The 26,932-nt window shown below is 62.3% G+C and carries 23 protein-coding genes; 15 read left to right on the top strand and 8 right to left on the bottom strand.

The genetic code is table 11. The features are described 5' to 3' along the window. Positions 1-360: 360 nt before the first annotated feature. The 9 genes from QCE79_RS07295 (at position 361) to QCE79_RS07255 (ending at position 11,318) form a co-directional block, all read left to right on the top strand. Complete coding sequence (locus QCE79_RS07295) at positions 361-1,269, top strand: Ku protein (protein ID WP_309843059.1); 909 nt, start codon at positions 361-363, stop codon at positions 1,267-1,269. 166 nt (positions 1,270-1,435) lie between these two features. Beyond that, positions 1,436-4,195: a DNA ligase D gene (gene ligD, locus QCE79_RS07290; RefSeq protein WP_309843058.1), complete on the top strand. Its 2,760-nt coding sequence runs from the start codon at positions 1,436-1,438 to the stop codon at positions 4,193-4,195. Positions 4,196-4,215: 20 nt separating this feature from the next. After that, complete coding sequence (locus QCE79_RS07285) at positions 4,216-4,524, top strand: hypothetical protein (protein WP_404989174.1); 309 nt, start codon at positions 4,216-4,218, stop codon at positions 4,522-4,524. 207 nt (positions 4,525-4,731) lie between these two features. After that, entirely contained in the window at positions 4,732-5,361 is a 630-nt protein-coding gene (locus QCE79_RS07280; protein WP_309843055.1) for a biliverdin-producing heme oxygenase, read from the top strand. Then, the gene (locus QCE79_RS07275) at positions 5,358-7,724 is read left to right on the top strand and encodes an ATP-binding protein (RefSeq protein WP_309843052.1); all 2,367 of its coding nucleotides are present in this window, start codon (positions 5,358-5,360) and stop codon (positions 7,722-7,724) included. The genes QCE79_RS07280 and QCE79_RS07275 overlap by 4 nt, the downstream gene beginning before the upstream one ends. Before the next feature lie 22 nt (positions 7,725-7,746). Beyond that, complete coding sequence (locus QCE79_RS07270) at positions 7,747-8,211, top strand: response regulator (protein WP_309843048.1); 465 nt, start codon at positions 7,747-7,749, stop codon at positions 8,209-8,211. An 86-nt stretch (positions 8,212-8,297) separates the two neighbouring features. Next, a complete protein-coding gene (locus QCE79_RS07265) occupies positions 8,298-10,235 on the top strand; it encodes a response regulator (RefSeq protein ID WP_244827796.1) in 1,938 nt (645 codons plus the stop codon). Positions 10,236-10,354: 119 nt separating this feature from the next. Continuing rightward, positions 10,355-10,822: a VOC family protein gene (locus QCE79_RS07260; RefSeq protein WP_309843045.1), complete on the top strand. Its 468-nt coding sequence runs from the start codon at positions 10,355-10,357 to the stop codon at positions 10,820-10,822. Between the two features lie 22 nt (positions 10,823-10,844). Beyond that, positions 10,845-11,318, top strand: coding sequence for a VOC family protein (locus QCE79_RS07255; protein WP_250492455.1), 474 nt, complete (start codon positions 10,845-10,847; stop codon positions 11,316-11,318). Between the two features lie 17 nt (positions 11,319-11,335). Here the strand turns inward: QCE79_RS07255 and QCE79_RS07250 are convergent, their stop codons facing one another. Next, a complete protein-coding gene (locus QCE79_RS07250; RefSeq protein ID WP_309843041.1) occupies positions 11,336-12,151 on the bottom strand; it encodes an ABC transporter permease in 816 nt (271 codons plus the stop codon). Next, entirely contained in the window at positions 12,148-12,855 is a 708-nt protein-coding gene (locus QCE79_RS07245; protein WP_309843039.1) for an ATP-binding cassette domain-containing protein, read from the bottom strand. The genes QCE79_RS07250 and QCE79_RS07245 overlap by 4 nt, the downstream gene beginning before the upstream one ends. A gap of 150 nt (positions 12,856-13,005) precedes the next feature. On the opposite strand from QCE79_RS07245, the gene QCE79_RS07240 reads away from it, so the two are divergent. After that, complete coding sequence (locus QCE79_RS07240; protein WP_309843036.1) at positions 13,006-15,378, top strand: AsmA family protein; 2,373 nt, start codon at positions 13,006-13,008, stop codon at positions 15,376-15,378. 333 nt (positions 15,379-15,711) lie between these two features. Here QCE79_RS07240 and QCE79_RS07235 read toward each other — a convergent pair whose 3' ends face one another. The 5 genes from QCE79_RS07235 to QCE79_RS07215 form a co-directional block, all read right to left on the bottom strand. Next, the gene (locus tag QCE79_RS07235) at positions 15,712-15,954 is read right to left on the bottom strand and encodes a DUF2795 domain-containing protein (RefSeq protein ID WP_250464545.1); all 243 of its coding nucleotides are present in this window, start codon (positions 15,952-15,954) and stop codon (positions 15,712-15,714) included. A 30-nt stretch (positions 15,955-15,984) separates the two neighbouring features. Continuing rightward, positions 15,985-16,248, bottom strand: coding sequence for a hypothetical protein (locus tag QCE79_RS07230; protein WP_244827803.1), 264 nt, complete (start codon positions 16,246-16,248; stop codon positions 15,985-15,987). A 227-nt stretch (positions 16,249-16,475) separates the two neighbouring features. Then, entirely contained in the window at positions 16,476-18,212 is a 1,737-nt protein-coding gene (locus tag QCE79_RS07225) for a ClcB-like voltage-gated chloride channel protein (protein ID WP_244827804.1), read from the bottom strand. 156 nt (positions 18,213-18,368) lie between these two features. Next, the gene (locus QCE79_RS07220; protein ID WP_250508950.1) at positions 18,369-19,172 is read right to left on the bottom strand and encodes an aldo/keto reductase; all 804 of its coding nucleotides are present in this window, start codon (positions 19,170-19,172) and stop codon (positions 18,369-18,371) included. A 48-nt stretch (positions 19,173-19,220) separates the two neighbouring features. Continuing rightward, positions 19,221-19,946, bottom strand: a complete 726-nt coding sequence (locus tag QCE79_RS07215; RefSeq protein WP_309843032.1) for a glutathione S-transferase — start codon at positions 19,944-19,946, stop codon at positions 19,221-19,223. 241 nt (positions 19,947-20,187) lie between these two features. Here QCE79_RS07215 and QCE79_RS07210 point away from each other — a divergent pair, with 241 nt between their 5' ends. Beyond that, the gene (locus QCE79_RS07210) at positions 20,188-21,426 is read left to right on the top strand and encodes a cystathionine gamma-synthase family protein (RefSeq protein WP_309843030.1); all 1,239 of its coding nucleotides are present in this window, start codon (positions 20,188-20,190) and stop codon (positions 21,424-21,426) included. Positions 21,427-21,502: 76 nt separating this feature from the next. Here QCE79_RS07210 and QCE79_RS07205 read toward each other — a convergent pair whose 3' ends face one another. Then, on the bottom strand, positions 21,503-22,567 hold the full coding sequence (locus QCE79_RS07205) for a YeiH family protein (protein ID WP_250464556.1): 1,065 nt from the start codon (positions 22,565-22,567) through the stop codon (positions 21,503-21,505). A 113-nt stretch (positions 22,568-22,680) separates the two neighbouring features. Here QCE79_RS07205 and QCE79_RS07200 point away from each other — a divergent pair, with 113 nt between their 5' ends. From QCE79_RS07200 to QCE79_RS07185, 4 genes are all read left to right on the top strand, one after another. Further along, positions 22,681-23,568, top strand: a complete 888-nt coding sequence (locus QCE79_RS07200; protein ID WP_309843027.1) for a LysR family transcriptional regulator — start codon at positions 22,681-22,683, stop codon at positions 23,566-23,568. A gap of 168 nt (positions 23,569-23,736) precedes the next feature. After that, the gene (locus QCE79_RS07195; protein ID WP_309845235.1) at positions 23,737-24,507 is read left to right on the top strand and encodes a TIM barrel protein; all 771 of its coding nucleotides are present in this window, start codon (positions 23,737-23,739) and stop codon (positions 24,505-24,507) included. A gap of 14 nt (positions 24,508-24,521) precedes the next feature. Further along, complete coding sequence (locus QCE79_RS07190) at positions 24,522-25,508, top strand: sugar kinase (RefSeq protein WP_244827810.1); 987 nt, start codon at positions 24,522-24,524, stop codon at positions 25,506-25,508. A 38-nt stretch (positions 25,509-25,546) separates the two neighbouring features. Beyond that, on the top strand, positions 25,547-26,830 hold the full coding sequence (locus QCE79_RS07185; RefSeq protein ID WP_250464560.1) for an MFS transporter: 1,284 nt from the start codon (positions 25,547-25,549) through the stop codon (positions 26,828-26,830). Positions 26,831-26,932 lie beyond the last annotated feature (102 nt).

Genomic DNA, 26,932 nt, shown 5'->3' with positions numbered 1-26,932 from the left:
ACTCAAGCGCACTCAAGCGCACTCAAGCGCACTCAAGCGCACTCAAGCGCACTCAAGCGCACTCAAGCGCACTCAAGCGCACTCAAGCGCACTCAAGCGCACTCAAGCGAAGCAACTAACCGTCCATTTCCTCGCCATCTAACTACTTCGACGTACACCGCTGTCACCGATACATCTCCGTAAAGCTTACAGCCAGCAGCACCCTCCGCGGATCAGATCCAACAACGCAATCAGAGCCCGCCGCCAACCTCCCTGATTTGGCACGCTTCCTGCGGTACACCCCGATGCCCGCTTCAAACGCAGCTTTCAACCGCGCGTGAAGCGCACCCCATCGACCGTTCCGCCAGCGAGGTTTTCGCGATGCCGCACATGATCTGGAAGGGTGCGATCAGCTTCGGGCTGGTCCACGTGCCCGTGCAACTGTATCCCGCCACGCAGTCGGACAAGGTCGGCTTCAATCTGCTCGACAAACGCTCGATGGACCCCATCGGCTACAAGCAGATCAACAAGAACACCGGCAAGGACGTGACACGCGACAACATCGTGCGCGGCTTCGAGTACGAGAAGGGCAAATACGTCGTGATGACCGATGCCGAAATCCGCGCGGCCAATCCCGAGTCGACTCAAACGGTCGATATCCTCGCTTTCGTCGATGCCCCCGAAATCTCGTTCCTCTCGCTCGACACGCCGTACTATCTCGCGCCCGATCGGAAAGGCGAAAAGGTCTATGCGCTCCTGCGCGACGCCTTGAAAGACACAGGCAAGGTCGGCATCGCAAGCGTCGTGCTGCACAACAAGCAGCATCTGGCCGCATTGATTCCCGTCGGTCCCGCGCTTGCGCTCAACACCTTGCGCTGGGGCGACGAAGTACGCGATTTCAGCGACTTCAAGTTCCCCGATGAAGACACGAAGAAAGCGGGCGTATCGCCGAAAGAACTCGACATGGCCAAGCGCCTGATCGACGACTTGAGCGACTCGTGGGACCCGACGAAGTATCACGACACCTTCAAGGACGACATCATGGCGCTCGTCGACCGCAAGGTGAAGGAAGGCAAGGTCGCGGAAGTCATGAAGATCGACGAGGGTAGCGGCGGCGAAGGCAAGGCATCCGCCGATATCCTCGACCTTTCTGAACTGCTCAAGCGCAGCCTGAAGAAGGGCGGCGCGGCGCCGGCCAAGCGCGGCGACGCGGCATCGAAAGACGACGATTCGGGTGAAGAACCCGCCGCGAAGCCCGCGCGCAAGACTACGCGGCGCAAGCGTGCCTGAAGCGTGAGGCGTGCCGGCCGCACCCATGAGCTGCGCGACGGCACGTTACGCGGTCTGATGAAGCAGACAGAACGTGGCGACCAACCCCGCAACATCGGCGACGTTTGACGCAATCACACACAGCCCCACGACTACCAAGCCTCCCATAAACGGAGCCACGAAAACGATGGCCGGCAAACTCGAAACCTATCAGCGCATGCGGCGTTTCAACGAGACGCCGGAGCCGTCCGGGACGCAGAAGGCTGCCGCGAAGAAACGCGCAGCCAAAAAAGCCGCCGCGGTCGAGACGCTCTCATTCGTGATCCAGGAACACGATGCGCGCCGCTTGCACTACGACTTTCGCCTGGAGCTCGACGGCAGCCTCAAGTCGTGGGCCGTGCCGAAAGGCCCGAGTCTCGATCCCACGGTCAAGCGCCTTGCGGTTCATGTCGAAGATCATCCGATCGATTACGGTTCGTTCGAAGGCGATATCCCCGAAGGAAATTACGGCGCGGGCAGCGTGATCGTCTGGGATCGCGGTCGCTGGGCGCCGCAAGCCGGCAGCTTCGACGAAGCCCTGGCCGAATATGAAAAAGGCAAGCTCAAGTTCGTGCTCGATGGCGAAAAGCTGCAAGGCGGCTTCACGCTCGTGCGCAGCCACATGCGCGGTAGCGGCGACAAGGAACAGTGGCTACTCATCAAGGAACGCGACGACGAAGCGCGTCCCGAAAGCGAATACGACATCCTTCTGAAGCGGCCCGGCAGCGTCTTGTCGGAATCGCTCGGCGCGCGGGGGAAGAATGGCGCGGTCGTCGAGCGCACCGAACGCAAGACCAAGCCTGCCGCCAAGAAAGCGGCCACCAGAAAAACCGTCAGCAAGACAGCGAATGGGCGCGAGCATCCGGATATCGTCGCGAACCGGAACGCGGAGTCGTTGCGCACGCTCTCGCATGACCCGGCGATAGAAGGCGCGGTCAAGGCCAAGCTGCCCGCGACGTTCAAGCCGCAACTGGCCACACTCGTCGATACCGCGCCGCCCGGCGAAGACTGGGCCTATGAGATCAAGTTCGATGGCTATCGCGTGCTCGTGCGGATCGAGACGATCAAGGGCAAACGCGATATCCGCATTTTCACGCGCAACGGCAACGACTGGACGGCGAAGTTCAGCAAGCAGGTGAAGGCGCTCGAAGCACTCGACATAGAAGACGGCTGGCTCGATGGCGAAGCCGTCGTGCTCGACGATCGCGGCCTGCCGGACTTTCAGGGGCTGCAAAACGCGTTCGATGTGGGACGTCCGCAAGATATCGTCGTGTACTTCTTCGATCTGCCTTATTTGAACGGGTACGACTTGCGCGAGGTGCCGGTCGTGCAGCGCCGCGCCATTCTGAAAGCGATCGTCGAACCGCTCGCCGATCCCGTGCTGCGCTACTCGGAAGACTTCGCTTTTCACGCCGACGATCTCCTCAAAAGCGCCTGCGACATGGCGCTGGAAGGGATTATCGGCAAGCGGATCGACTCGACTTATGTCTCCGGGCGCAGCGCGTCGTGGATCAAGCTCAAGTGCCGGCGCCGGCAGGAGTTCGTGATCGGCGGCTATTCGGAACCGGCGGGCACGCGCGGTGAGTTCGGCGCGTTGCTGCTCGGCGTGTACGACGCCAAGGGCAAGCTGCAATACGCGGGTCGCGTCGGCAGCGGCTTCGATCACGCCACGCTCACCGCCGTGAAGAAGGAACTCGACAAGCGCGAAACCAAAAGCATGCCGTTTGCGAGCGAGCCGCAGGAGCGCAGCCGCACGCCGGTGCATTGGGTGAAGCCCGAACTCGTGGCGGAATGCAATTTCGCGGAATGGACCAAGGAGCGCATCGTGCGACAAGCATCGTTCGTCAGTCTGCGCGACGACAAGCCGGCCAGGCAGATCGTCAAGGAAGAAGCGGTATCGGCGCAAAAGGTGGAAGACGAGGGCGCGCCGAAGAAGACGGCTGCCAGGAAAATCGCCGCGAAGAAAGCGCCCACGAAAACCGCGGCCAAAAGCAAATCGGCCGCCGAGGTCGAAGGCGTCAAGATCAGCCATCCGGATCGCGTCATCGACAAGTCCACGGGGCTTCGGAAAATCGATGTCGTCGGGTATTACGCGTCGGTCGCTCAATGGATGCTGCCGCATCTGCACGACCGGCCCGTGTCCCTCGTGCGCGCCCCGGAAGATATCGGCGGCGAATTGTTCTTTCAAAAGCACAGCGCAAGGCTCGCGATTCCGCACATCACGCAGCATGCGGATATCGATCCGGGACATCCGCCGCTGCTCACCATCGAATCGGCGCAAGCGCTCGTCGGCACGGCGCAGATGGGGACGATCGAACTGCATACGTGGAACGCGCTGGCGTCGAACATCGAGAAACCGGATCGCATGGTGTTCGACCTCGACCCCGGCGAAGGCGTCGGCTGGAAGCGCATGGTCGAAGCCGCGAAGCTCACGAAGGAACTGCTGGCCGAACTCGGACTGACCTCGTTTTGCAAGACGAGCGGCGGCAAGGGCTTTCATGTGGTCGTGCCGCTCGCCAAACAGTCGGGCTGGGACGAAATGAAGGGCTTCTCGCAAGCCGTCGCGCAGCATATGGCGAGTACCTTGCCCAAGTTCTTTTCCGCGAAGATGGGCATGCAGAATCGCAAGGACAAGATATTCATCGACTATCTGCGCAACAACCGCGGATCGAGCACGGTGGCGGCGTTCTCGTTGCGCTCGCGGCCGGGACTGGGCGCTTCGATGCCTATCGCCTGGGACGAAATCGACGAGGTCACGAGCGGCGATCAATGGAACATCGGCAACGTGGCCGAGCGCATGAATTCATTGCGCGCCGACCCGTGGGCCGACTACGCGAAGGGCCGCCAGCGTCTTACGGCGGCAATGAAGAAACAGCTTGGCATCGACGCTAAAAGCAAGACCAAGTGAACGCATCAAGGAGAGGGACCATGAAGCCAGTCAAGACAGCACCCGAAAGCGCGCCCGAACGCGGCCGCGAAATGTCGAGCAAGGACGAACAGACGCAAGTGGACGACGATTCATCGAACGCGGCGCTGCCGCACGAGGCGGATCAAAGTGTCGACTCGCAGGATGAGCACGAGCCGCGCGAAGTCGGCAAGCAGGCGCATGACGATGTAAAACGCGGTCTCGTCGATACCGACCGGCGCGGCGGCGGCGCGTATCAGGAAGCCACGCAGCGCGACGATCACGCGAACGAGAATAGCGGCGGCGGCAGCGGCGGCCCAGGCGCGAATTGAACCAGATGGTGAAACCACGAGTCTTGCACTGACATTGCGTGAGACGGTTGCGTAAAATGATTTTTGTTTCGAAAGCAGAACACGTCGATCATGCGTTTTCTACCGGATCATTCAGTGCCGCGCGCGTTTCATCCGGTAAGCGCTTCCGATGCAAGCCTCGTTTGCTTGCTTGAACATCCATAGCGTCCTCAGCCAACCCGACGGAACATGTCCCAAGATCTATTGTCCCGGCTCAAGAACGAAACCGCCGTATGCCATACGCGGCTCGAGAACGCGCTCGACCTCATGCAGGACAGCCTGCAACGCGCCGAATACATTGCGCTGCTCGAACGCTTCTACGGCTATATCGCGCCGTGGGAAGACGTCGCGGGCGCGCAGATGCCCGAGTCGCTGCAAGTATTTTTCGATGAGCGCCGCAAGACGCCGCTCATCGCCGCCGATCTCGCCGTGCTCACGGGCGAGCGCGTGCCCGTGGGTTCGGTCCCGCGTGCTCACGCGCTTTACGATCTGCCGCAGATCAAGAGCGTCGCGAGCGCGATCGGCTCCATGTACGTGATGGAAGGTTCGACCCTGGGCGGGCGTTTCATCGCGCCGCATGTTGCCAAGCTGCTTGATCTCGAACCCGGTTTCGGCAACGCCTATTTCGAAGGTTACGGTTCGCACACCGGCAGCATGTGGAACGCCTTCCGCACGACCGCCGCGGCGACGGTGCCCGAGGCCCAATACGACGAAGCCGTGCATGCCGCCATCGCGACCTTCGAGAGCATGCATGCGTGGCTGTGCCCGGAATCCGCGGAGGTCCAAGACCTGCAGGCCGTGAGCGGAGTGGCCACATGAGCGAGGCGGCAAGCGGACCAGCCGGTTCTGCGTCCTTTCACGGCGACTCGCAAGGTCCGCCGGATGCCGTCGCGCGCCGCCTGACGCTCGACTCCGGCGTTGCGAGCAAGGACTGCGACGCCGAGCCCATCCATGCACCCGGTGGCATCCAGCCGCATGGCTATCTGCTCGTGCTGGACGACGCTCTGCGCATTCTGCAGGCAAGCGAGAATCTGGCTGCGCTCACGGGCCGCGACATCGAGACGCTGCCTGGCGAATCGCTCGAAACAGTGCTGGGCGATGTGGGCGCCAAGCGCATTGCGAAAGCCGCCGCGACGGCGGAGATCGACGACGCGCCGCTTTACGTCGGCCCGGTGGATGCCGCCAAAGCGGACCACGCTTCCGTGCGCCTGGATGTCACGGTGCATCGCCATGAAGGCGCGCTCATCGTCGAGATGGAAACGGCCGCAATCGGCGACGCCGCTTTCGCGTCCATGTATCCGCTCGTGCGCACGTTCGCGCGCGGTTTGCAGGATGCCGGCACCGTGCAGGAACTCGCGGAACTCGCCGTGCAAGAAGTCCGCGCGATCACCGGCTTCGGTCGCGTCATGCTTTACAGCTTCGACGAGGAAGGCCGCAGTCATGTTCTCGCGGAAAATCGCGACGAAAGCTACGCGTCCTTTCTGCATCAGTTCTTTCCGGCTTCCGACATTCCGCGTCAGGCGCGCGCGCTGTATATGCGGCACCGGATCCGCCTCGTCGCCGATGTGAACTATCGCCCCGCGCGCCTCGTGCCGGCGCTCAATCCGCTGACCGGCCGCCCGACTGACCTCACTTACGCCACGCTGCGCAGCTTCTCGCCCGTGCATCTGGAATACATGCGCAACATGAACACGCATGCGTCGATGTCGGTATCGATCGTCGTGCGCGGGCGCTTGTGGGGCCTCATTTCCTGTCACGATCACGATCCGCGCATCGTGTCGTTCAATACACGGCTGGCGGTCGAACATCTGGGGCACATGCTGTCGCTGCAGATCGAGGCAAAGGAAGAGCGCGCCGAGGGCGAATATCTCGCCGAGCTGCGCCGCACCATGGGCCGTCTCGTCAGCGCGATGGGCGAGCACACCAATTTCGTGGCCGGCTTGCAGGCGGCGCCGAAGGACGTGCTGGGCTTCGCGCGTTCGGCGGGCGCGGCTATCGTCTTCGATGAAAACGTCACGCTCATGGGCGCGACGCCCGATGAAGACACGGTGCGCGCGCTCACGCACTGGCTCGCGGAAAACACCACGGGCGTGTGGGCAAGCGACTCGCTCGCGCGCGAATGGCCGCCTGCCAAGGCGCACGAGGACAAGGCGTGCGGCGTGCTCGCCGTGCCGGTATCGCAGATTTTCCGCAACTATTTGCTGTGGTTTCGCCCCGAGGTGATGCAGACCATCAAGTGGGCGGGCGAGCCGGTCAAGATTCGCGACGCGGAAGGCGCCAGCGCCCCACGCACGAGCTTCAGTCCCTGGCTCGAAACGGTGCGCGGGCATTCCGCCATGTGGCGTCAGGGCGAGATCGAAATCGCCAACGAATTGCGCGGCGCGCTTCTGAATATCGTGCTGCGCCGTGCCGAGGAACGCGCGGAACTCGCGACCGAACTCGCACGCGCGAACAAGGAACTCGAAGCGTTTTCGTATTCGGTATCGCACGACTTGCGCGCGCCGCTGCGCCATATCGCGGGTTACGGCGACCTGCTGCGCGAACTGGAAGGCGAGCGCATGTCGGAAAAGAGCCGGCGTTTTTTGAACAACATGCTGGATTCGGCGCGCTTCGCGGGCACGCTCGTCGACGATCTTCTGACCTTCTCGCAGATGGGCCGCGCGGCGCTCAGACCCGCTCCGGTCGACCTGAACCAGCTCGTCGGCGTGATCGTGCGGGAGTTCGAAATGGATGCCTCCGAGCGCCGGATCGAGTGGGTTATCGGCGATCTGCCGCGCATCACGGGCGACGCCGCTTTCCTGCAACTGGCGCTGCGCAACCTCATTTCGAACGCGGTGAAATATACGAGAACGCGAGAATCGGCGAAAATCGAGATATTCGCCCAAAAAAGCGGCGACGAGTACATCGTCGGCGTACGGGACAATGGCGTTGGCTTCGACATGAAATATGGAGCCAAGCTGTTCGGCGTGTTCCAGCGGCTGCACCGCGCGGAGGAGTTCGAGGGCACCGGTATCGGCCTCGCCAACGTGCGGCGGATCATCGAACGGCACGAGGGACGCACGTGGGCGGAAGGGCGGCTCGGAGAAGGCGCGGTATTCTATTTCTCCCTGCCGGTCGTGTTTCGACATGTCACGGGCCGCGAAGGCGTCCGCCTGGGTTCCGGCGCGCCGTCGGGAACCTGAATATCAGCGTCAATACCAGACCATGCTTAAACCGATTTTGCTTGTCGAAGACAATCCGAACGACCTCGAACTCACGCTCGTGGCGCTGGACAAAAGCCAGCTTGCGAACGAAGTGATCATCGCGCGCGACGGTCAGGAAGCTATCGACTATCTCACTTGCGAAGGCGACTGGAGGGAGCGCACGCCGGGCAATCCCGCCGTCATTCTGCTCGACTTGAAACTGCCGAAGATCGACGGGCTCGAAGTGCTCGACACGATCCGCTCGACCCCGGTTCTGAAAAGCGTGCCGGTCGTCATGCTCACGTCCTCGCGCGAAGAACAGGACCTCGTGCGCAGCTATGAACTCGGCGTCAATGCTTATGTAGTCAAGCCCGTGGAGTTCGCGGAATTCGTCGAGGCGATCAGCGATCTCGGCGTGTTCTGGGCCGTGCTCAACGAGCCGCCGCCGGGTTCCACACGCTTTCGCCGACCGCCGTCCGCGCAATGACCGACGTGAACTTCGTGAACTTCGTGACTGCCAATATCGACCGCATCGTGCGCCGCCGCGCGTTTTCTCGCGAGGCCGCCTAGACCATGCAGCCCCTGCATCTGCTTCTCGTGGAAGACAACGCACTCGATGCGGAGCTGACCATCGCTCAGCTCGAGCGCGCCGATTACGCGGTGGATGCGTCCATCGTCTACGACTCGGCGAACTTCATCGCGGAGCTCGCCGCCAAGCGCTTCGACGTGATCCTCGCGGACTTCGTCATGCCCACGTTCTCCGGCATCGAGGCGCTGAGCATCGCAAGCGAGCGCGCGCCGGATACCCCGTTCATCTTCGTGTCCGGGCTGCTCGGCGAAGAACACGCCGTCGACATGCTCAAACGCGGCGCGACCGACTATGTGCTGAAGCAGCGTCTGCAACGGCTGCCCGCGGTGGTGCGCCGCGCCATGCGCGAGAGCGACGAGCGTGCGCAACGCATTGCGGTGGAGCGCGCGCTGCGCGAGACGGAGACGCACTTTCGCATGCTGATCGACGCGTTGAAGGACTACGCCGTCATCACGCTCGACCCGGAAGGGCGTATTCGCACGTGGAACGCGGCGTCGGAGCGCATTCTCGGCTTTCCGGCGCAAGACGTGCTCGGCCAGAGCGCGAGTATCTTCTATAACCAGGAAGACCGCGAAACCGGCGTATTCGAGGACGAACTCGACATCGCGCGGCGCGAGGGCAGCGCCAGCGACGACCGCTGGCTGTGGCGCAAGGACGGCCACTCGTTCTTCGCCTCGGGCGTGACCACGGCCATCCGCACGGAAAACGACGAACTGATCGGCTTCTCGAAGATCGTGCGCGACGCCACCGACGCTCACATGGCCGCCGATGCCTTGCGGCTCGCCAAGGATCAGGCGGAATCCGCAAATCGCGCGAAGGACCATTTCCTGGCGGTGCTGTCGCATGAATTGCGCACGCCGCTCACGCCGATTCTCGCCGCCGTGCGTCTGCTCGAAATGAAGCATTCGCTGTCGCACGAGGCACATCCCACGCTCGAACTGATTCGCCGCAATGTGGAACTGGAGGCGCGTCTGATCGACGATCTGCTCGATCTGACGAGCATCGCGCGCGGCAAGCTGAGTCTGAATTTCGCGAGCGTCGCGCTCGATACCTTGCTCACGAGCGCACTCGACATGTCGGAAGCCGACATGCGCGCGAAGAATCTCACGCTCGACACGCGCTTCGACGCGCACCAGTTCGTCGTTTTCGGCGATGCCGCGCGGCTTCAGCAGATCGTCTGGAACCTGATGAAGAACGCGGTGAAGTTCACCCCGGCGGGCGGGCGGCTCGAAGTACGGACGTGGAATCCGGATCGCGCGACCATCGCTGTATCGGTGACGGATAGCGGCATCGGCATCAGCGCCGAAGCATTGCCGCGCATTTTTTCCGCGTTCGAACAGGCCGACGATTCCATCACGCGTTCCTTCGGCGGGCTGGGCTTGGGCCTGGCTATCGCCAGCACGCTCGCGCAGAAGCATGGCGGCACGCTCTCGGCCTACAGCGAAGGCCGCGATGCGGGCGCGCGTTTCACGCTCACGTTGCCGCTCGCGAAAATGGAGCCGCAGCACGAGGCCGAGCCGCTCGTCGAGGCAAAGCGGCACGAACACGGCCGTTCGCTGCGCGTATTGCTCGTCGAGGACAACGAGCAGACTTCATCGGCGATGGCGGAAGTGCTGGAGATGCTCGGTCACGTCGTTACTGTCGCCAGCACGGTGGCAGTTGCGCTCGAACGCGCGAAAGAGGCGTCGTTCGATCTTCTCGTGAGCGACATCGGCTTGCCGGATGGCACGGGTCTCGACATCGCGCGCGCGTGGCGCGAGCTACAGCCCGACAAGCCCGCCGTGGCCATCACGGGCTACGGCATGGACGAAGACATTCGACGTTGCCGGGAAGCAGGTTTTCGGGATCATCTGACGAAGCCCGTCAACTTTTCGCGGCTCGAAGGGCTCATTCAGACGCTGGCCGAAACGCCGGACGCCTGAGCTGCAAAAAAATCCGGCCGAAGTCCGGATCGATGTCGATTGACGCCTGGCTTGCACGTTGTAGGGTAGGAGAGCGGCGCCGATTCCCGGCGCGTCTCGTCACTTCTACGGAGCCAGCCATGTCCACACCCGCCGTCAACCCCATTCCGCCTGGCATGCGTTCGCTGACCCCGCACCTCACGTGCGCGGGCGCGGCGGAGGCGATCGACTTCTACGTGCGCGCCTTCAACGCCGTCGAACTGGGCCGTCTGCCCGGACCGGACGGCAAGCTCATGCATGCCATGGTCAAGATCGGCGATTCGGTGCTGATGCTCGTCGACGAGAACCCGACCTTCGGCATGCTCGGCCCGAAGGCGATCAAAGGGTCGCCGGTGACCATCCACCTTTATGTCGACGATGTCGATGCCACGTTCACGCAGGCCATCGATGCCGGCGCCGAAGTCACCATGCCGGTTGCCGAGATGTTCTGGGGCGACCGTTACGGCCGGCTCGTCGACCCGTTCGGGCATCAGTGGTCGTTGGCATCGCACGTACGCGACGTGAGCCCCGAGGACATGCAAAAGGCGATGACCGTGCCGCGTGAATAACGCGCCTTTCAAGGAGAGACTCATGAACAAGATATCGCCATGCCTATGGTTCGACGGCAACGCGCAGGAGGCCGTCGACTTCTATCTGAGCGTGTTCAAGGACGCGCGCATCGTTGAAACCATGCTGCATAACGAGGCCAGTCCCGGCACGCCGGGCAGCGTGCTCGCCATTCTGTTCCAGTTGGAAGGCGAAGACATCATGGCGCTCAACGGCGGCCCAGAATTCAAGTTCACGCCCGCCCTGTCGTTGTTCGTCAAATGCGACAGTCAGGCCGAGATCGACCGCTACTGGGACAAGCTTCTCGAAGGCGGCCAGGCGATGGCCTGCGGCTGGCTCACGGACCGTTTCGGCGTGACGTGGCAGATCGCGCCGAGAAAGCTGCTCAAGATGCTGCAGGACCCCGACCCGGACAAGGCCAATCGCACGATGACCTCGATGAGAACGATGGTGAAGCTCGACCTCGACGAACTGGAGCGGGCATACCGCGGAGCGTGACGCGAAAAGGAAGCGCTTCAGGCAGAGCGCTTCTTCGCCTTCCTCTCCACGAGTTTCGCGGCCATGAAGCGGTGATCCGGCGAGAACAGCCGCCGATACGTCAGCACGACTGCGCCGACCACGCCGAGCGCCGAAGCCGCCGCGATCAGAAACATGATGACGATCTGATAGCGCACCGCCTGCAATGGCGATTGTCCCGCCAGCACCTGACCGGTCATCATCCCCGGCAGACTGACGAGGCCCACGACGGTCATCTGGTTGAGCGTCGAAATCATGCCCGCGCGCACGGCCTGCCGCGCGGGCCCTTGCGCGGCTTCCCAGCGCGTCGCGCCTAATGCGAGCGACATCTCCACGGCCGCGCGTCCGGCGGTCAGTTCCTCCGTCATGCGTTCGATGCCGAGCGACACGCCCGTGAGCGTATTGCCGAGAATCATGCCGAGAATGGGTATGGCGTATTGCGGCTCGTACCACGGATGAATGCGGATCACGACGAACAGCCCGAATGCGCCGATCAGCCACGAACTGGCCCAGATCGACACGATGCTGTCGGCGCGTTGTCCGGCGTAGGTGCGCCGTCCGCGATTCGAAGCGGACAATCCCGCGATGATGGTCATCAACGCCATGAGCGGCAGCACGACATACCACCGGCTGAAGGCAAACACCCAGCCGAGCACATAGCCTATCAGCAGCAATTGAACGACGGTGCGTATGGCCGCGATCGCGAGCTTGCGTTCGAGCCCGAGATTGAGCGCGATCGACAACGCGCCGTTCACCACGATCAGCGCCGCCGCAAGCGCGATATCGAGGAGACTGAGGTTTTGATAACCGTTCATGGCGCGCTCGCTTCGGTGAGGACGCCCGCGTTCATCGACAAATGACGCGTGGCCACGCGCGCGGCCTGTTCGGGGTCGTGCGATACCCAGATGCTCCCGCGCTTGTTGCCCGGTTTGTCATCCGCTTTGTCCGCCGATTCGAACCACGCGTTGACCAGCGCTTCGATCGAACGCGCCGAAGCCGGATCGAGCGATGCCGTGGGCTCGTCGAGCAGCAGCACGTCGGGCGCGAGTTGCAGTACACGCACGAGCGCGGCGATCTGCGCCTCACCGCCGGACAACTCGCTCGCGGCCTTGTCGAGAAAGTCCGCGCCGCGTCCCGCCGCTTCCGCGAGTTGCGTGGCCATCGCGCGATCGAAACGGGCATCGCGATAAGCCTTGAGTGTGTACGGATAACGCAGGTTGTCCTCGACACTTCCGTCCAGCATCGCGGGCCGTTGAGCGATATAGGCCACGCGTCGTCGATAAGCCGGAATGCCCGCGCGCGCGATACGCTCGCCGCGCCAAGTCACGTAACCCTCGTCGCAGGCATCGAGCAGCGCGAGGGTACGCAAAAAGACGCTCTTGCCCGATCCCGACGGTCCCGTGATCGCGGCGCGCTCGCCTTCGCTCAGCACGAAATCCGTGGGATGCAAAAGGACGGTGCCGCGCGCGGTATCGCGCCGTGCGACGCCAACGGTTGCGACGAGTGAAGAAGAAGGCATCGGGCCTCGTGGGGCGTTTATCGAGCCGTCATCTTACGGAAAAGGCCGGGCGTTGCCCATGACATGCGGCGCTCATGACACACGTCGACCGTCACGCGGGCACACTCTGTGCTGCGCCACACACAATCAGAAAAAATGGATGGAGAGGTCATGGCGCAGGCCCGCACGAGCAGAAAAATCGGAAAGATCGTCGCATGGTTTTTTGCCGTTCTGGCGGTACTGATAGCGGTGATCGTGGTTATTTTCCTGACGTTCGACTGGAATCGCCTGAGGCCGTGGGTCGATGACAAAGTCTCGCAAGCTATTGGGCGGCAGTTTCATATTACCGGCGACCTGAAGGTAGGCTGGCGCCGTCCGCCTAACGAAACGGGCTGGAAACGCTGGGTGCCGTGGCCGCGCTTCTCGGCTGAAAAGATCACTATTGCGAACCCGGACTGGGCGCGCAACCAGTATTTCGCCACGCTCGACGAAATCGACTTTCAGGTGGCCGTGCTGCCGCTGCTCGCGCACGACATCGTCATTCCCGCGATCAATCTGGTGGATCCTTCCATCGATGTCGAGCGGCTCAAGGACAACCGCAACAACTGGACGTTCAAGTTCAAGCAGTCCACCGAACCTTCGATGTGGAATCTCAAGCTCGGCGATATCTCGCTTGCAAAAGGCACGGTCGGCGTGCACGACGAAGTGACCAAGGCCGAGATGCAGGTCGATATCGATACGCTCGGCCAGGCCGTGCCGATCGGCGAAGTGATGAAGCAGCAACAAGAGGCGTCGAGCAAATCGTCGGCGGAGATGGTCGGCAAGAGCGGCGCGGCCAAGCTGGAAAAGCAGACGGATGCAGCGGCGGCCTCGGAGGCGTCCGCCGCTTCGGCTGCATCCGCGGCTGCGGCGGCGAATGCGTCGGCGCCGAATCCGGCGAGTACGTCGGCCAATCAGAGCATCACGACGAAAGAAGGCGTGAAGCCGCCGATTCCGCCGTATGCCTTCGGCTGGACGGTCAAGGGCACCTACAACGGCGGCAAAGTTTCCGGCGACGGCAAGCTCGGCGGCGTGCTCGCGGTGCAGGACGCGGCGCGCCCGTTCCCCGTTCAGGCCGATGTGCGCCTGGGTGACACGCATATCGCGTTCGTCGGCACCGTGACCGATCCCGCTCATCTCGCGGCGCTCGATCTGCGGCTGTGGATTCAGGCGGTCAGCATGGCGCATCTGTATCCGTTCACGGGCGTGACCCTGCCGGAAACGCCTCCTTTTGCCACGGAAGGGCGTCTCACCGGTCAGTTCAAGGAAGACGGCAACGTATTCCACTACGAGAACTTCACGGGCCGCGTGGGTGGCAGCGACATCAACGGCTCGCTCGTCTATGCGGGCAGGAAGCCGCGACCGCTGCTTCAGGGCGAACTCGTGTCGCATCTGCTGCGTTTCGCGGACCTCGCGCCGATCATCGGTGCGGATTCGAACGCGAGCAAAGCCAAGCGCGGCGAGACGGAAAAGCAGCCGTCGGCGAAGGCGTTGCCGACCGAGGAGTTTAAAACCGATCGCTGGAAGGCCATCGATGCCGACGTGAAGTTCACCGGTCAGCGCATCATCAAGGACCCCGACCTGCCGATCACGGATCTCTATACGCACGTCGTGATGAAGGATGGCGTGCTGTCATTCGAACCGCTCAAGTTCGGCGTGGCGGGCGGCGCGTTCTCGTCGAACATTCATCTGGATGGCAGTGCGGCGCCTCTTAAGGGACGCGTGTCGGCGGAGGCGCGGCATCTGAAGCTCAAGCAGCTGTTCCCGACCGTGAAGACCATGCAATCCGCGCTCGGTGAAGTGAACGGCGACGCAGCTTTGTCCGCCACCGGCAATTCGCCCGCCGCGCTTGCTGCAACGTCTAACGGCGAGATAAAGGCGCTCGTGACGCAGGGCACCGTGAGCCGGCTGTACATGGAAGCGGCGGGCCTGAACGTGGCGAACGTCGTCTACGAGAAGCTCTTCGGCAAGCGCGATGTGAACATCAACTGCGCCGCGACCGATTTCGTCGTCACGGATGGCGTGCTCGACTCGCGCGTCTTCGCACTCGATACCGACGACGCGGTCATCAACGTCGACGGCAACATCAATCTGAAGAGCGAACAGATGGATCTGGGGATTCATCCGCATACGAAGGGCTTCCGCATCTTTTCGTTGCGTTCGCCGCTGTATGTGAAGGGCACGTTCAAGGACCCGAAGGTTGGCGTGAATGTCGGCGCGTTGGCGGTGCGCGGCGGTGCGATGGTCGGTCTTGGACTCATCAACCCGTTTGCCGCGTTGATTCCGCTGATCCAGCCGAGCAACAACAAGCCGTTGCCGTGCGCGCAGATGCTGGCCGACATGCGCAATGCGCCGACAGCGCCGCCTGCCGGACAGAAGCAGACGACCAAGGCGGCGCCGGCTTATATGTCGTCGGGTGCGGCTGCGGGCTCGGCTTCCAAGCCGCCGGCGAAGAAGGCCGTGCCGGCCGCGCCGGCCAGTGCGGCGCAGTATCGCGGGAGCTAAGAGCAACGTACTGCACAGGCTTGTCCACAGAATCTGTGGACAAGTCGGTCAATGTTCGAGCTATTCGTTTGCCACGTAGAGCATGACTTGATCCGCACCGCACGGCGATTTGCGAACAGAATCAAGAGATTAGCTGAGTCGCCAAGCGCTTTTCCACAGGCATTTCCCCGTTTGCGGGGGATAAGTTATGCAGAGGGCGCGGGCAGGTTGGCGCGACTTGAAGCGCAGGGTGTTTTTCGTTGCGCGTCAAATGCTTAGACGAGTTCACAGCGGGTTTTCAACAGGGTGGTCCCCAATTGCTGGGGACAACTTCGGCTCTTTGAGACGCCCTTCCTAGACCGAGATTCCCGGACCGCCATTGCTTCCGAGCAACTGCTCGACGGAATTCGCATCCTTATAGTCTTGCTCGGGCAGACCATCGAAGACAGCAATCACATCGTTGCTGACACCGGCTTCGCGCGCGGCATTCACTAGTGCGTCCTTGTTGGCTGGGAACGTGGCATAACGCAGGACTTCGGCGATTTCATCGTCGATGGGTTCGTCGTTCAGGCTCTGAGTTCCGGGTGTATCCGACATGGAATTCCTGTAGATGAAGAAGTGAGCGCTTCAGGTCTGTACCTGAATGGTCTGGCTTGCCATACCGTGACTCGGCGTACGCGATTTCGGCAGCGGCACATGACGCCAGTGCGCGTGGTCGAGACTATCTGCCGCGATTTCGGGCGCGGGCGGCGCGACCGGCCCGGCGTTCACACGCAAGGCAGCGCGCGTTGCGGCCACTACGGCCGAATCGTCAGTCGAACTCGTGTGCAGAGGCGCGGCGTAACACGACGCCGAAACCAATGCCATCGTCAACAACGTTGAGGTCTTCATCGGGCAACCCCTCCTCACGTAGGCAGCGAGAAGCATCAAGCAAAGCCTATGCCGATACGTCCCTCACGCACCGTTCGTGCGTGGATGCCAATGAAGCAGACCTCGCACGGGCGCAACGAGCGGTGCTCGCGCGCAAACACTTCGCGTGATTTCTAACTTATGAATAATCCGCTTTCACCCAGCGTTGCGGATCGGCATGCGCCGCGAAATTGCACAGCCGCGCACTTTCAGCGCTGCGTCGGATTCAGACGGAAGTATGCGTCGAGAAGAGAGGTTTTGTACACGACACCGAGCAGCAGCGGTTCGCTCTTTTTTTCGATGACAGGAAGCCGCTCGCCCTGAAACGCGAGGAAGTGCTGCAGTGCTTCGCCGAGCGACATGTCGGGTGTGAGCACGTCGAATTGCGGCTGGAGGTAATCGGCGGCGGTACGCGCGGATGTGTCTTGCTTGTCGAGAAGATCGGACGTGATGTCCTTGAGTGCGACCACACCGCGAAAGCGCCCCGCGTCATCCACGACATACAGATACTTCACGGGATATTCGAGGAACACGCGCGTCATGTCGTTCACGTTTGCATCGAGCGGGACGACGGTATCGGGCGGCTTGACGAGTTCGCGCATCTGCGTGGCCGCGAGGCGCAGACGCTCCTTCTCTTCGCGCGTGCGACGCAGGGTGACTTCGTACATCGACGTCTGCTCGGAGGTTCGGGCAATGAAATATGCCACCACGCACGAAAGCATGAGCGGCAACACCACCGAGTACGACAGCGTCATCTCGAAGATCATGAGGATCGCCATGAGCGGCGCGTGCGTGGCCGCGGCGAGAAACGCGCCCATGCCCACCATGGCGTAGGCGAATGGCTGTGAAGTCGAATGCGGCCAGATGGCGTGAACGCCGAGACCGAAGAGACAGCCGAGCACGGCGCCGACGAAAAGCGTGGGCGTGAAGATACCGCCTACCGCGCCCGAGCCGGCCGTCGCGGCGGTGGCGAGGAGCTTGAAGACGAGCACCAGCAAGAGCGCGGACCACGTCCACGGCTGATGCAGAAGCGAGTTCACCACTTCATAACCGTTGCCCCAGACTTCGGGCCACCAGATCGAAATGACGCCGACGATCAGTCCGCCGAGCGCGAGACGAATCGGCAAGGGCAGCGGCAACTTCGCAAAGCGCTTGCGCGACTCTGCGAGCAGCCGCAGGAAGTGTGGCGCGAGCGCGCCGCACAGCAAACCGAGCACGACGAAGAGCAGCACTTCGAGGCCCGCGATGGGCGGGAACACCGGCATCTGGTAAGGCGGCCGATACCCGGCGAACTCGCGCATCGTAATGTTGGCGACGACCGACGACACGACGATCGGCCCGAAGCTCTCCATGACCATGGAGCCCAGCACGATTTCGGTGACGAAGAACGCGCCCGCGATCGGCGCGTTGTATGCGGAGGTGATCCCGGCCGCCGCGCCGCACGCCACGAGCAGTCGCAGGCGCGGCGGATCGAAGTGGACCCAGCGTCCGATAAGCGATGAAGCGAGCGCGGCGAGCTGCACCATCGACCCTTCGCGGCCGATGGAGCCGCCGCTCGTGATCGTGAAAAGCGACGACAGGCTGCGCCAGATGCTTTGCCACACGGGCACGACGCCATCGCCGATGGTCACCGCTTCCATGTAATCCGTGTTCGCGTGCTTGTCTTGACGAACCCGTGCGACGATCAGACAGAAGCCCGCGATGAGCCCGCCCGCCGCTGGCAACACGATACGCAGCGGCCACGGCAGGCTTTCGGCCATCTTGACGAAGTTGCCGGGTTCGCCGCCGAACGCCCGTTGCAGCGAATCGATGCCTTCACGAAACGCCGATGTCGCGAACGCGCCCGCAACGCCGACGACGACTGCCCAGATGAGCATGGTGTGCGCATCCGACAAACGGAAGAGTTGTTGAGCGCGCGTGCGCAGCCGAAGCAGGAACGAAAGCACGGATTATCGTGGAAAGCTTAGAAGCAAATGGAATAAGGCCGACGCAAGGATAGCATTGCGCATCATCCGTCCACTTTCGAGCGCGCGAAAAAAAGCCCGGCTATCGAAGACAGCCAGGCTTTTCAAGTGATGCATCCAGCGCTTCGGTCTACGCGCTCACCACTTCGGCGCGAACGAAGGATTCGCGTTGCGCTTGCCTTCGTCGAGCTTGTCGATCTTCGCGATGTCGTCGGCGTCGAGCTCGAGCTTTTGCGCATCCCAGTTGATCTGTTGATGCTCCGGATTCGTCGATGCCGACAGCACCACGATATCGCGCGCCAGAAGCCATGCGAAGGTCACTTGCGCGGGCGTCGCGCCGTGCTTCTTCGCGATGGCCTTGATGGTCATGTCGTTATGCGCGCGGCCTTCGCCGAGCGGCATATAGGCGGTCACTTTCACGCCGAGCCGTTGGGTGGCTTCGACCAACGCGCGGTTCGCGAGGAACGGGCTCACTTCGATCTGGTTCGTCACGATCTCCTTGCCGCCCGGCGCCTCGAGCGCTTGTTCGAGCAGCGGCGCGGTGAAGTTCGACACGCCGTAATGACGGATGAGGCCGAGCTTCTGCGCTTCCTGAAACGCGCCAAGCGTTTCGGCGATAGGCACCGCGCTCTCGGGCGACGGCCAATGCACGAGCGCGAGATCGATCGTGCCGATATCGAGCTTTTCGTGACTGTCCTTGAGACTCGCGATCAGCTTGTCGTGCTGCAGCCGGTCCCACCAGACTTTCGTCGTCACCCAGACGTCTTCGCGCGGAATGCCTGACTCGCGCACGCCCGCGCCGACGGCGGCTTCGTTGTTGTAGAACTGCGCGGTGTCGATATGACGAAAGCCGATCTGCAATGCGCTTCTGACGGCTTCGGTGGTCTTCGCGGCATCGACACGGAATGTGCCGAGGCCGAAGGAGGGAATCGTTTCGATCATGCTGGCTCCTTGTTTCGTTGAGGCGATCAGTGAACTCAGTGACGCGTCTTACTTCGCGTCCTGATCGAGTTCGGGATAGTGCCTGAAAATGCCGGATTCGTTGAACGGGATGCGCCGTTCCGAATCGACATAAGCGGCGATATTGGGCCGTTGCAGCACGGCGTCATGCAGCGCCGCGACACGCGGATAGTGCTTGCCGAAGGTCTTCATCGCGCGCGGGAAGGCGTAGTGCAGGCCATCGACGAGTTGAAAGACGGAGAGATCGACGTAGGTCGTCGTGTCGCCGACCATTTGCGTGTCGCCGTGCGGATTCTGCTTCAGCACGCGCTCGAAATAACCCATGAATTTGGGCACGCGCTGGTCCAGGAAATTTTTCGAGCGCGTTTTCGCGGCTTCTTTCTGGTCTTCGTAATAGAGATCGGTCGCGAGCGGATGATGCGTGTCATGCACTTCCGCGACGATATCCGCGATGGTCAACTGCAAGCCATGGGCTACGTAGCGCAAGCCTTCGTCCTTCGGCGCGAGCTTTAGCTTCGGGCCGAGATACAGCAGGATATTCGCGACATGCGGCACGATCAGATTGCCGTCCTTCAGAAACGGCGGCGCGAACGGAATGTGCGGCTCGGTCTTGCTGCCGAGGAGCTTCATCATCGCGTCCATGCCTTTCTTCGAACGCGCGACATCGATGTATTCGGCGCCCGCGTCTTCGAGCGCGAGGCGCACATATTCGCCCCGGCCTTGCAATCCGTCCCAGTAATAGAGTTCGTAAGCCATGCGTGGGCTCCTTGTCAAACGTGCCGTGCTTTTGACGCCATGCGCGGCGGATGCTTGGGTTGGCAAGTTAATCGCGTGCTGCTTGCCGCGCGGTCGAGCACGCGAACGAGTGTTCAGGCGAGCAACACGCGTACCCGCCTGGGGCCGTGGCGGCGCGGGCCGCGATGTAAAATGAAGCCTTTGCTCGAGGGCTGACTCGCGATGCCCGTCAGAGAGCGAACGACTTCGAAGCGGAGAGAAGATGGACAAGCAAGGCTTCACCACTGGCATCGTACACGGCGATCGTGACGCGGGCGTCGAGCATGGCGGCGTGCGTCAACCCATCCATACGTCGGTTCAGTATGGCTTCGAACGCGTGGAAGATCTCATCGGCGTGTTTCAAGGCACGAAGAAGGGCGGGTTCAACTATGCTCGTCAGGGCACGCCGACCACTGCGGCGCTCGAGCGCAAGATCACGAAGCTCGAAGGCGGCGCGGGTTCCATCTGCTTCAGCACCGGCATGGGCGCAATCTGCGCGGTGTTTCTCACGCTTCTGCGCGCGGGCGATCATCTCGTGTCGAGCCAGTTCGTCTTCGGCAATACCAATAGCGTGTTCGGCACGCTGCGCGCGCTCGGCATCGAAGTGACGGTGGTCGATGCAGGCGATGTCGCTAACGTCGCCAACGCGCTCAAGGCCAACACGCGCATGGTGTTCGTCGAGACCATCGCGAATCCGGGCACGCAGATCCCGGATTTGAAAGGTATCGGCGAACTGTGTCGCGAACGCGGGCTCGCTTATGTCGTCGATAACACCATCACGTCCGCAGCGCTTTTCAGGCCGAAGGATGTCGGCGCGAGCCTCGTCGTCAACTCGCTGACGAAGACGATTGCAGGACACGGCGCGGCGCTCGGCGGTGCGGTCACGAACACGGGCGTCTTCGACTGGAGCACGTACCCGAATATCGCGGATGACTACCGGCGCTCGCCCGCAAAGGAGCAAGGGCTTCTGCAAATTCGCAAGAAGGGTTTGCGCGACATGGGCGCGGCGTTGTCGTCCGAGCAGGCGCATCAGATTGCGCTAGGCGCGGAGACGTTGGCGTTGCGAGTCGGCAAGAGCAGCGATAACGCGCTCGCACTGGCGCAGTTCCTGGAGAAACACGAAGCGGTGGGTCGCGTGCTTTATCCGGGTTTGCCGAGTCATCCGCAATATGAAGTCGCGAAGAGTCTGTTCAAAAACGGCTCGTGGCTCTTGTCATTCGAGTTGCGCCATCCCGAACGCATGATCGACTTCGTCAACGCGCTGCAGATCCCGATCAAGGCGACCGGTCTCGGCGATACACGCACGCTCATCATCCCCGTTGCACCGACCATCTTCCACGAAGCCGGTCCGGACGTACGCCGCGCAATGGGCATTTCGGACGGCATGCTGCGCTTGTCGCTGGGTATCGAGGATATCGACGATCTCATCGCCGATTTCGAACAAGCGTTGAAGCACGCGTAAGCCGCGAAAGCGGGCTTCGAATGCAAAAAAGCCGTCGGTTCAGTCGACGGCTCTTTTGTGTCCAGCATCGATACGATCAGCCGAAAAGACGCTCCACACCATACGTGATCGCAAGTCCACCGCCGATCAACCATGCATACAGAATCGCGCCGGTTGCAATCGCACGCGGACCCGCTTCGCGAATCTGCGCGATGCGCGTTTCCATGCCGAGTGCGGTCATCGCCATGGTGAGCGCGAAGGTATCGAGCGTGTTGAGCGTGCTGGTCGCGCTGGCGGGCAACACGTGCAGCGAATTCACCACCACGAGCGCGAGGAAGCCGAAGGCGAACCAGGGCACCGCGAGCTTGCCCGTGCCGCTTTGTGCGCTTTGATCATGACGCTTGCGATTGATCCAGAAGCCGACCACGAGCAGGACCGGCACGAGCAACATGACGCGCGTCATCTTCACGATTGTCGCGATATGCGCCGCTTCCGGGCTCACGTTGCTTGCCGCGCCAACGACCTGCGCGACTTCGTGAATCGTGCCGCCGAAGAAAAGGCCCGTGCCGAGCGTGTCGAGATGCAACCAGCCTGCGTGAATCGCGAGCGGATAGAGGAACATGGAGAGCGTGCCGAACAGGACCACGCTGCCAACGGCCATCGCGCTCTTGTGGGGCTTCGATTGCAAGGTCGATTCGAACGCGAGCACGGCCGCGGCGCCGCAGATGGCGCTGCCGGCGGCCGTGAGCAAGGCGGTATCGCGGTCGAGCTTCATGACCTTCATGCCGAACCATGTGCCGATGGCAAGCGTACTCACGACCACCAGCACAGATACCGCGAAACCCGACAGCCCGACGTGCGCGATTTCCTGCAGACTCACGCGCAGCCCGAAGAACGCCACCGCGATGCGCAGCAATTTGCGCGCGGAGAAGTTCACGCCCGCCGCCCAGCTTTCGGGCATGCCGTGGCGCAGCGCGTTGCCGTAGATCGTCCCCGCAGCAATGCCGACGATCAACGGGCTGATGCCCAATCCAGCGATGAACGGCAGCGCGGACAGATGCGTCACGGCTGCCGCGAACAGCGCGACGAACAGAATTCCGTTGAGCTGCCCACGCGTGGACGATGCTTCGGCGATTGACGGTGCGGCGGGTACGGCGGACATGGAGACGTCCTTTTGACATTGCGTTGCGATTTGCTAATCCTAAATCACTCATAAGCATATGAAAAATCGTGATTTAGGATGCAATGTATCGGTTTATCTGATAGATTGGCAGAATGACCCCGGATCAGCTGATAACTTTCGCTATCGTCGCCGAGCACGGCAACATCAGCCGCGCGGCTGTTGCGTTGCATTTGTCGCAGCCTGCCGTGTCGGGGCAGCTTCGGCTTTTGCAGGACGAATTCGGTGAATCGCTTTATCTGCGCGACGGCCGGGGCGTTCGCCTGACCGCAGCCGGCGAACAGCTGCTCGTCCACGCGGAGCGTGTGCGCGAGAGCTTCCGGCAAGCGCACGCGCTGCGGGACGCGTTGCGCGGGCTCGAGCGCGGCACTTTGCGCATCGGTGCGAGCACGACGCCCGCGAGCTACCTGCTGCCTTATCTGATCGCCGCATTCCACAAGCGCTATCCCGATGTGACGCTGACGACCATCGACGGGAACACGGCGGAAATCGTCGCTGCGCTCGGTTCGCTCGATATCGCGCTCATCGAAGGCCAGCCAAGTGGCGAGTTGCCGTCGGGCACTACGGTGACTGCCTGGCGCGACGACGAGATCGTGGCTATCGTTCCGCGCGGTCATCCGCTCGCCGAAAGGCAAGACGCCACGCTCGATGAAATCGGCGGCTATCCGCTCGTGCTGCGCGAAAGCGGCTCGGGCGTGCGGCAGATCGTCGAGCGCGCGTTCGCCCAGGGCAAGGTGGCCGTGCGCGTCGCGCTCGAAATCGCGGGCGTCGAAGGCGTCAAGGAAGCGGTGCGGGCGGGCATGGGTATCGGCTTCGTCTCGGCAATGTCGATCCGGCACGAGGACGGCATGCTGCAACGCGTACACGTCGGCCCGGCGCCGCTCACGCGCCGCTTTTCAATCCTGTTTCCTCATGCCGACGCGCCTTCGCGTGTCGCCGCGCGCTTTCTCGAACTCTGCCAGGACGCCTCGATTCTCGGCTAGGGAATTCCACTATGGCGCAACGCGCACCGCCAAGAGCACTATTCGTCTTCATTGGGGCGCCGCGGCGTCCTTTTCAAACAGCAGTAATGGAACCGGTTCCAACCACTAGTTTTTGTCAGTTTTCAATGGAAAAGAGGCGTGATTTCATCTGATGTTTCAAAAATCGGCATGCGCCCGGATGTCGTCGTAGTCGCCAGCGCCTTCGGCTCCGCCACGGTGCGCACCGATGGTCACGCAGTCTGCGCCGAAGCCGCCGCGCGCGCTGGCGCCCAGGGTTTCGAAGTGCGCCGCGAACTTTTCGCCGACGAATCCGATGCCAGTTTCGACGCGCTCTCGCGTCTCGGCGCGCGCATCCGCACACTCGGTTTGTGGGCCGTCCACTCGACGCCCGCAACCTTGTTTCGCGACGATGGCGCTCTCGATGACAGTGCGCTCGCCCAGGCCATCGGCGAGGCACATGCGCTGGGCGCGCGCATCGTGAAGCTGCAATTGGGCGGCACGGAACGCGGCGTGGCGACCGATGCGGCAACGCTCGATCGGTTGCTGAACGCGGTGGCGTCGTCACCGGCGCGGGTGGTCGCCGAAAATGGCCAGTTGAAGGCGGGCGGCACGATCGGCGCGTTCGAGGCGTTGTTCGCGGCTTTGCCCGCGCAGGCGCAAAACGGGCTTGCGATGACCTTCGACACTGGCAACTGGCGCTGGCCGGATCAAGACCCGCTCGATGCCGCCGTGCGTCTCGCGCCGCACGTGGCCTATATCCATTGCAAGGCAGTGACAGGCGAGGGCGCGCGACGTTTCGCCATAGCCCCGTCGCAAGACGATGCGCACTTCGCCGCGCTCCTCGCGCAATTGCCGCGTGACGTGCCGCGCGGAATCGAATATCCCTTTCTCGACGCCGATGACGCCGCCGTTCAGGTCGCGCGTATCGCGGCATTTTGAATACAAGGTACCGCATGCAATCACAACGAAACGCCCTCGACATCGTTACGTACGGCGAGGCGATGACCATGTTCGTCGCCGCCGAAACCGGCGATCTGGCAAAGGTCGGCCAGTTCACCAAACGCGTCGCGGGCGCGGATCTGAACGTGGCTATCGGGTTGTCGCGGCTCGGCTTCAAGGTGGGCTGGATGAGCCGTGTCGGGCGAGATTCCTTCGGTCAATACGTGCTCGATGTGCTCGCGGCCGAAGGCATCGATGCGCGCCGCGTGAGTATCGACGAGCGCTATCCGACCGGCTTCCAGTTGAAGGGCAAGTGCGACGACGGCAGCGATCCGGCAGTCGAATACTTCCGCAAGGGCTCGGCCGCAAGCCATCTTTCGCTTGACGATTACGCCGCTGATTACGTGCTCAACGCGCGGCATCTGCACCTGACAGGCGTGGCGCCAGCCATTTCCGCGAGTTCGCGTGAACTGGCTTTCCACATGGCCCGCGAAATGCGTGCAGCAGGCAAGACTATTTCCTTCGATCCGAATTTGCGCCCGACACTCTGGCCGTCGCGCGACGCGATGGCGCAATCGCTCAACGCGCTCGCGGCGCTTGCCGACTGGGTGCTGCCGGGTGTGAGCGAAGGGTTGACGCTGACGGGCTACGAGAAACCCGAGGACATCGCGAAGTTTTATCTCGATCAGGGCGCGAAAGGCGTGGTCGTGAAACTGGGCGCATACGGCGCGTATTTCCGCACCGTCGATGGCGATGCCGGCATCGTGCCCGCGGTGCCCGTCGCGAAGGTCGTGGATACCGTCGGCGCGGGCGATGGCTTCGCGGTCGGCGTTGTGAGCGCGCTGCTCGAAGGCCGCGACGTGCGGCATGCAATCGCGCGCGGCAACCGCATCGGCGCCCTGGCGATTCAGGTGATCGGCGACAGCGAGGGCCTGCCCACGCGCGCCGCGCTCGACGTGCTCGAAGCTCAGGATGTGGGCGCTGCCCTCGACGCGGCGTGATCATCAGAGACTCAATCGAACTGTGTTCGGAGACAACCATGCAAGCATCTTCAACCCCGACTCTCGCCGTGCGCCGCTGGTGGATGATCATGCCGATCGTCTTCATCACGTATAGCCTTGCGTATCTGGATCGCGCGAACTACGGCTTTGCGTCGGCGGCGGGCATCAATCAGGATCTGGGCATCAGCAAGGGACTGTCGTCGCTGATCGGCGCGTTGTTCTTTCTCGGCTACTTCTTCTTTCAGATTCCGGGCGCGATCTACGCCGAACGCCGCAGCGTGAAGAAGCTCGTCTTCTGGAGCCTGATTTTATGGGGCGGTTGCGCCGCGCTGACGGGCATGGTGAGCAACATACCGTCGCTGATGGCGATCCGCTTCGTGCTCGGTGTCGTCGAAGCGGCGGTGATGCCCGCGATGCTCGTCTTCATCGCGAACTGGTTCACCAAGTCGGAGCGTTCACGCGCGAATACGTTTCTGATTCTCGGCAATCCGGTGACAGTGCTGTGGATGTCGGTCGTCTCGGGCTATCTCGTGAATTCGTTCGGCTGGCGGCACATGTTTATCGCCGAAGGTTTGCCTGCGGTGGTGTGGGCGGTGATCTGGTGGTTCATCGTGAAGGACAAACCCGCGCAGGTGACGTGGCTCACGGACGCGGAAAAGCGCGATCTCGATGCCACCTTGCGCGCCGAGCAAGCGGCGATCAAGCCGGTGAAGAACTATGGCGAGGCATTCAAGTCTCCCGCTGTCATCAAGCTGTGCGCGCAATACTTCTGCTGGAGCATCGGCGTGTATGGCTTCGTGCTCTGGCTGCCGTCCATCCTCAAGAGCGGCTCCACGCTCGGCATGGTCGAGACGGGCTGGCTATCCGCAGTGCCTTATCTCGCCGCGACCATCGCCATGCTGCTCGCTTCCTGGGCCTCCGACAAACTGCAGGCGCGAAAGGCCTTCGTATGGCCGTTCCTGCTGATCGGCGCGGTGGCGTTCGCGGGTTCGTATCTGCTTGGATCGAACCACTTCTGGGCTTCGTACGTCTTGCTCGTGATTGCGGGCGCGGCGATGTACGCGCCTTATGGGCCGTTCTTCGCGATCGTGCCTGAACTGCTGCCGAAGAACGTCGCGGGCGGTGCCATGGCGCTCATCAACAGCATGGGCGCGCTCGGTTCGTTCGTGGGTTCCTATGTCGTCGGATACCTGAACGGGGCCACTGGATCGCCGGCTGCGTCGTACGTCTTCATGAGCGCGGCCTTGCTCGTGGCCGTGGCGTTGACGCTGGCCGTAAAGCCGCCAGCGGTGGTGAGTCCGCGCGTCGCCGTGGGGTCTTGATGTCCAGAGCTCCAGAGCGCTGCTGCTGTCTATGCTTTAATGGAAAGCATGAACGTAGCGGCCGTCATCCACTCTTACCATGAGCCTGCAAAGGTCTGAAAA

It is taken from the genome of Caballeronia sp. LZ003 (genome assembly GCF_031451465.1).
GTDB lineage: Bacteria > Pseudomonadota > Gammaproteobacteria > Burkholderiales > Burkholderiaceae > Caballeronia.
This window is presented reverse-complemented; position numbering and strand designations above follow the sequence as displayed.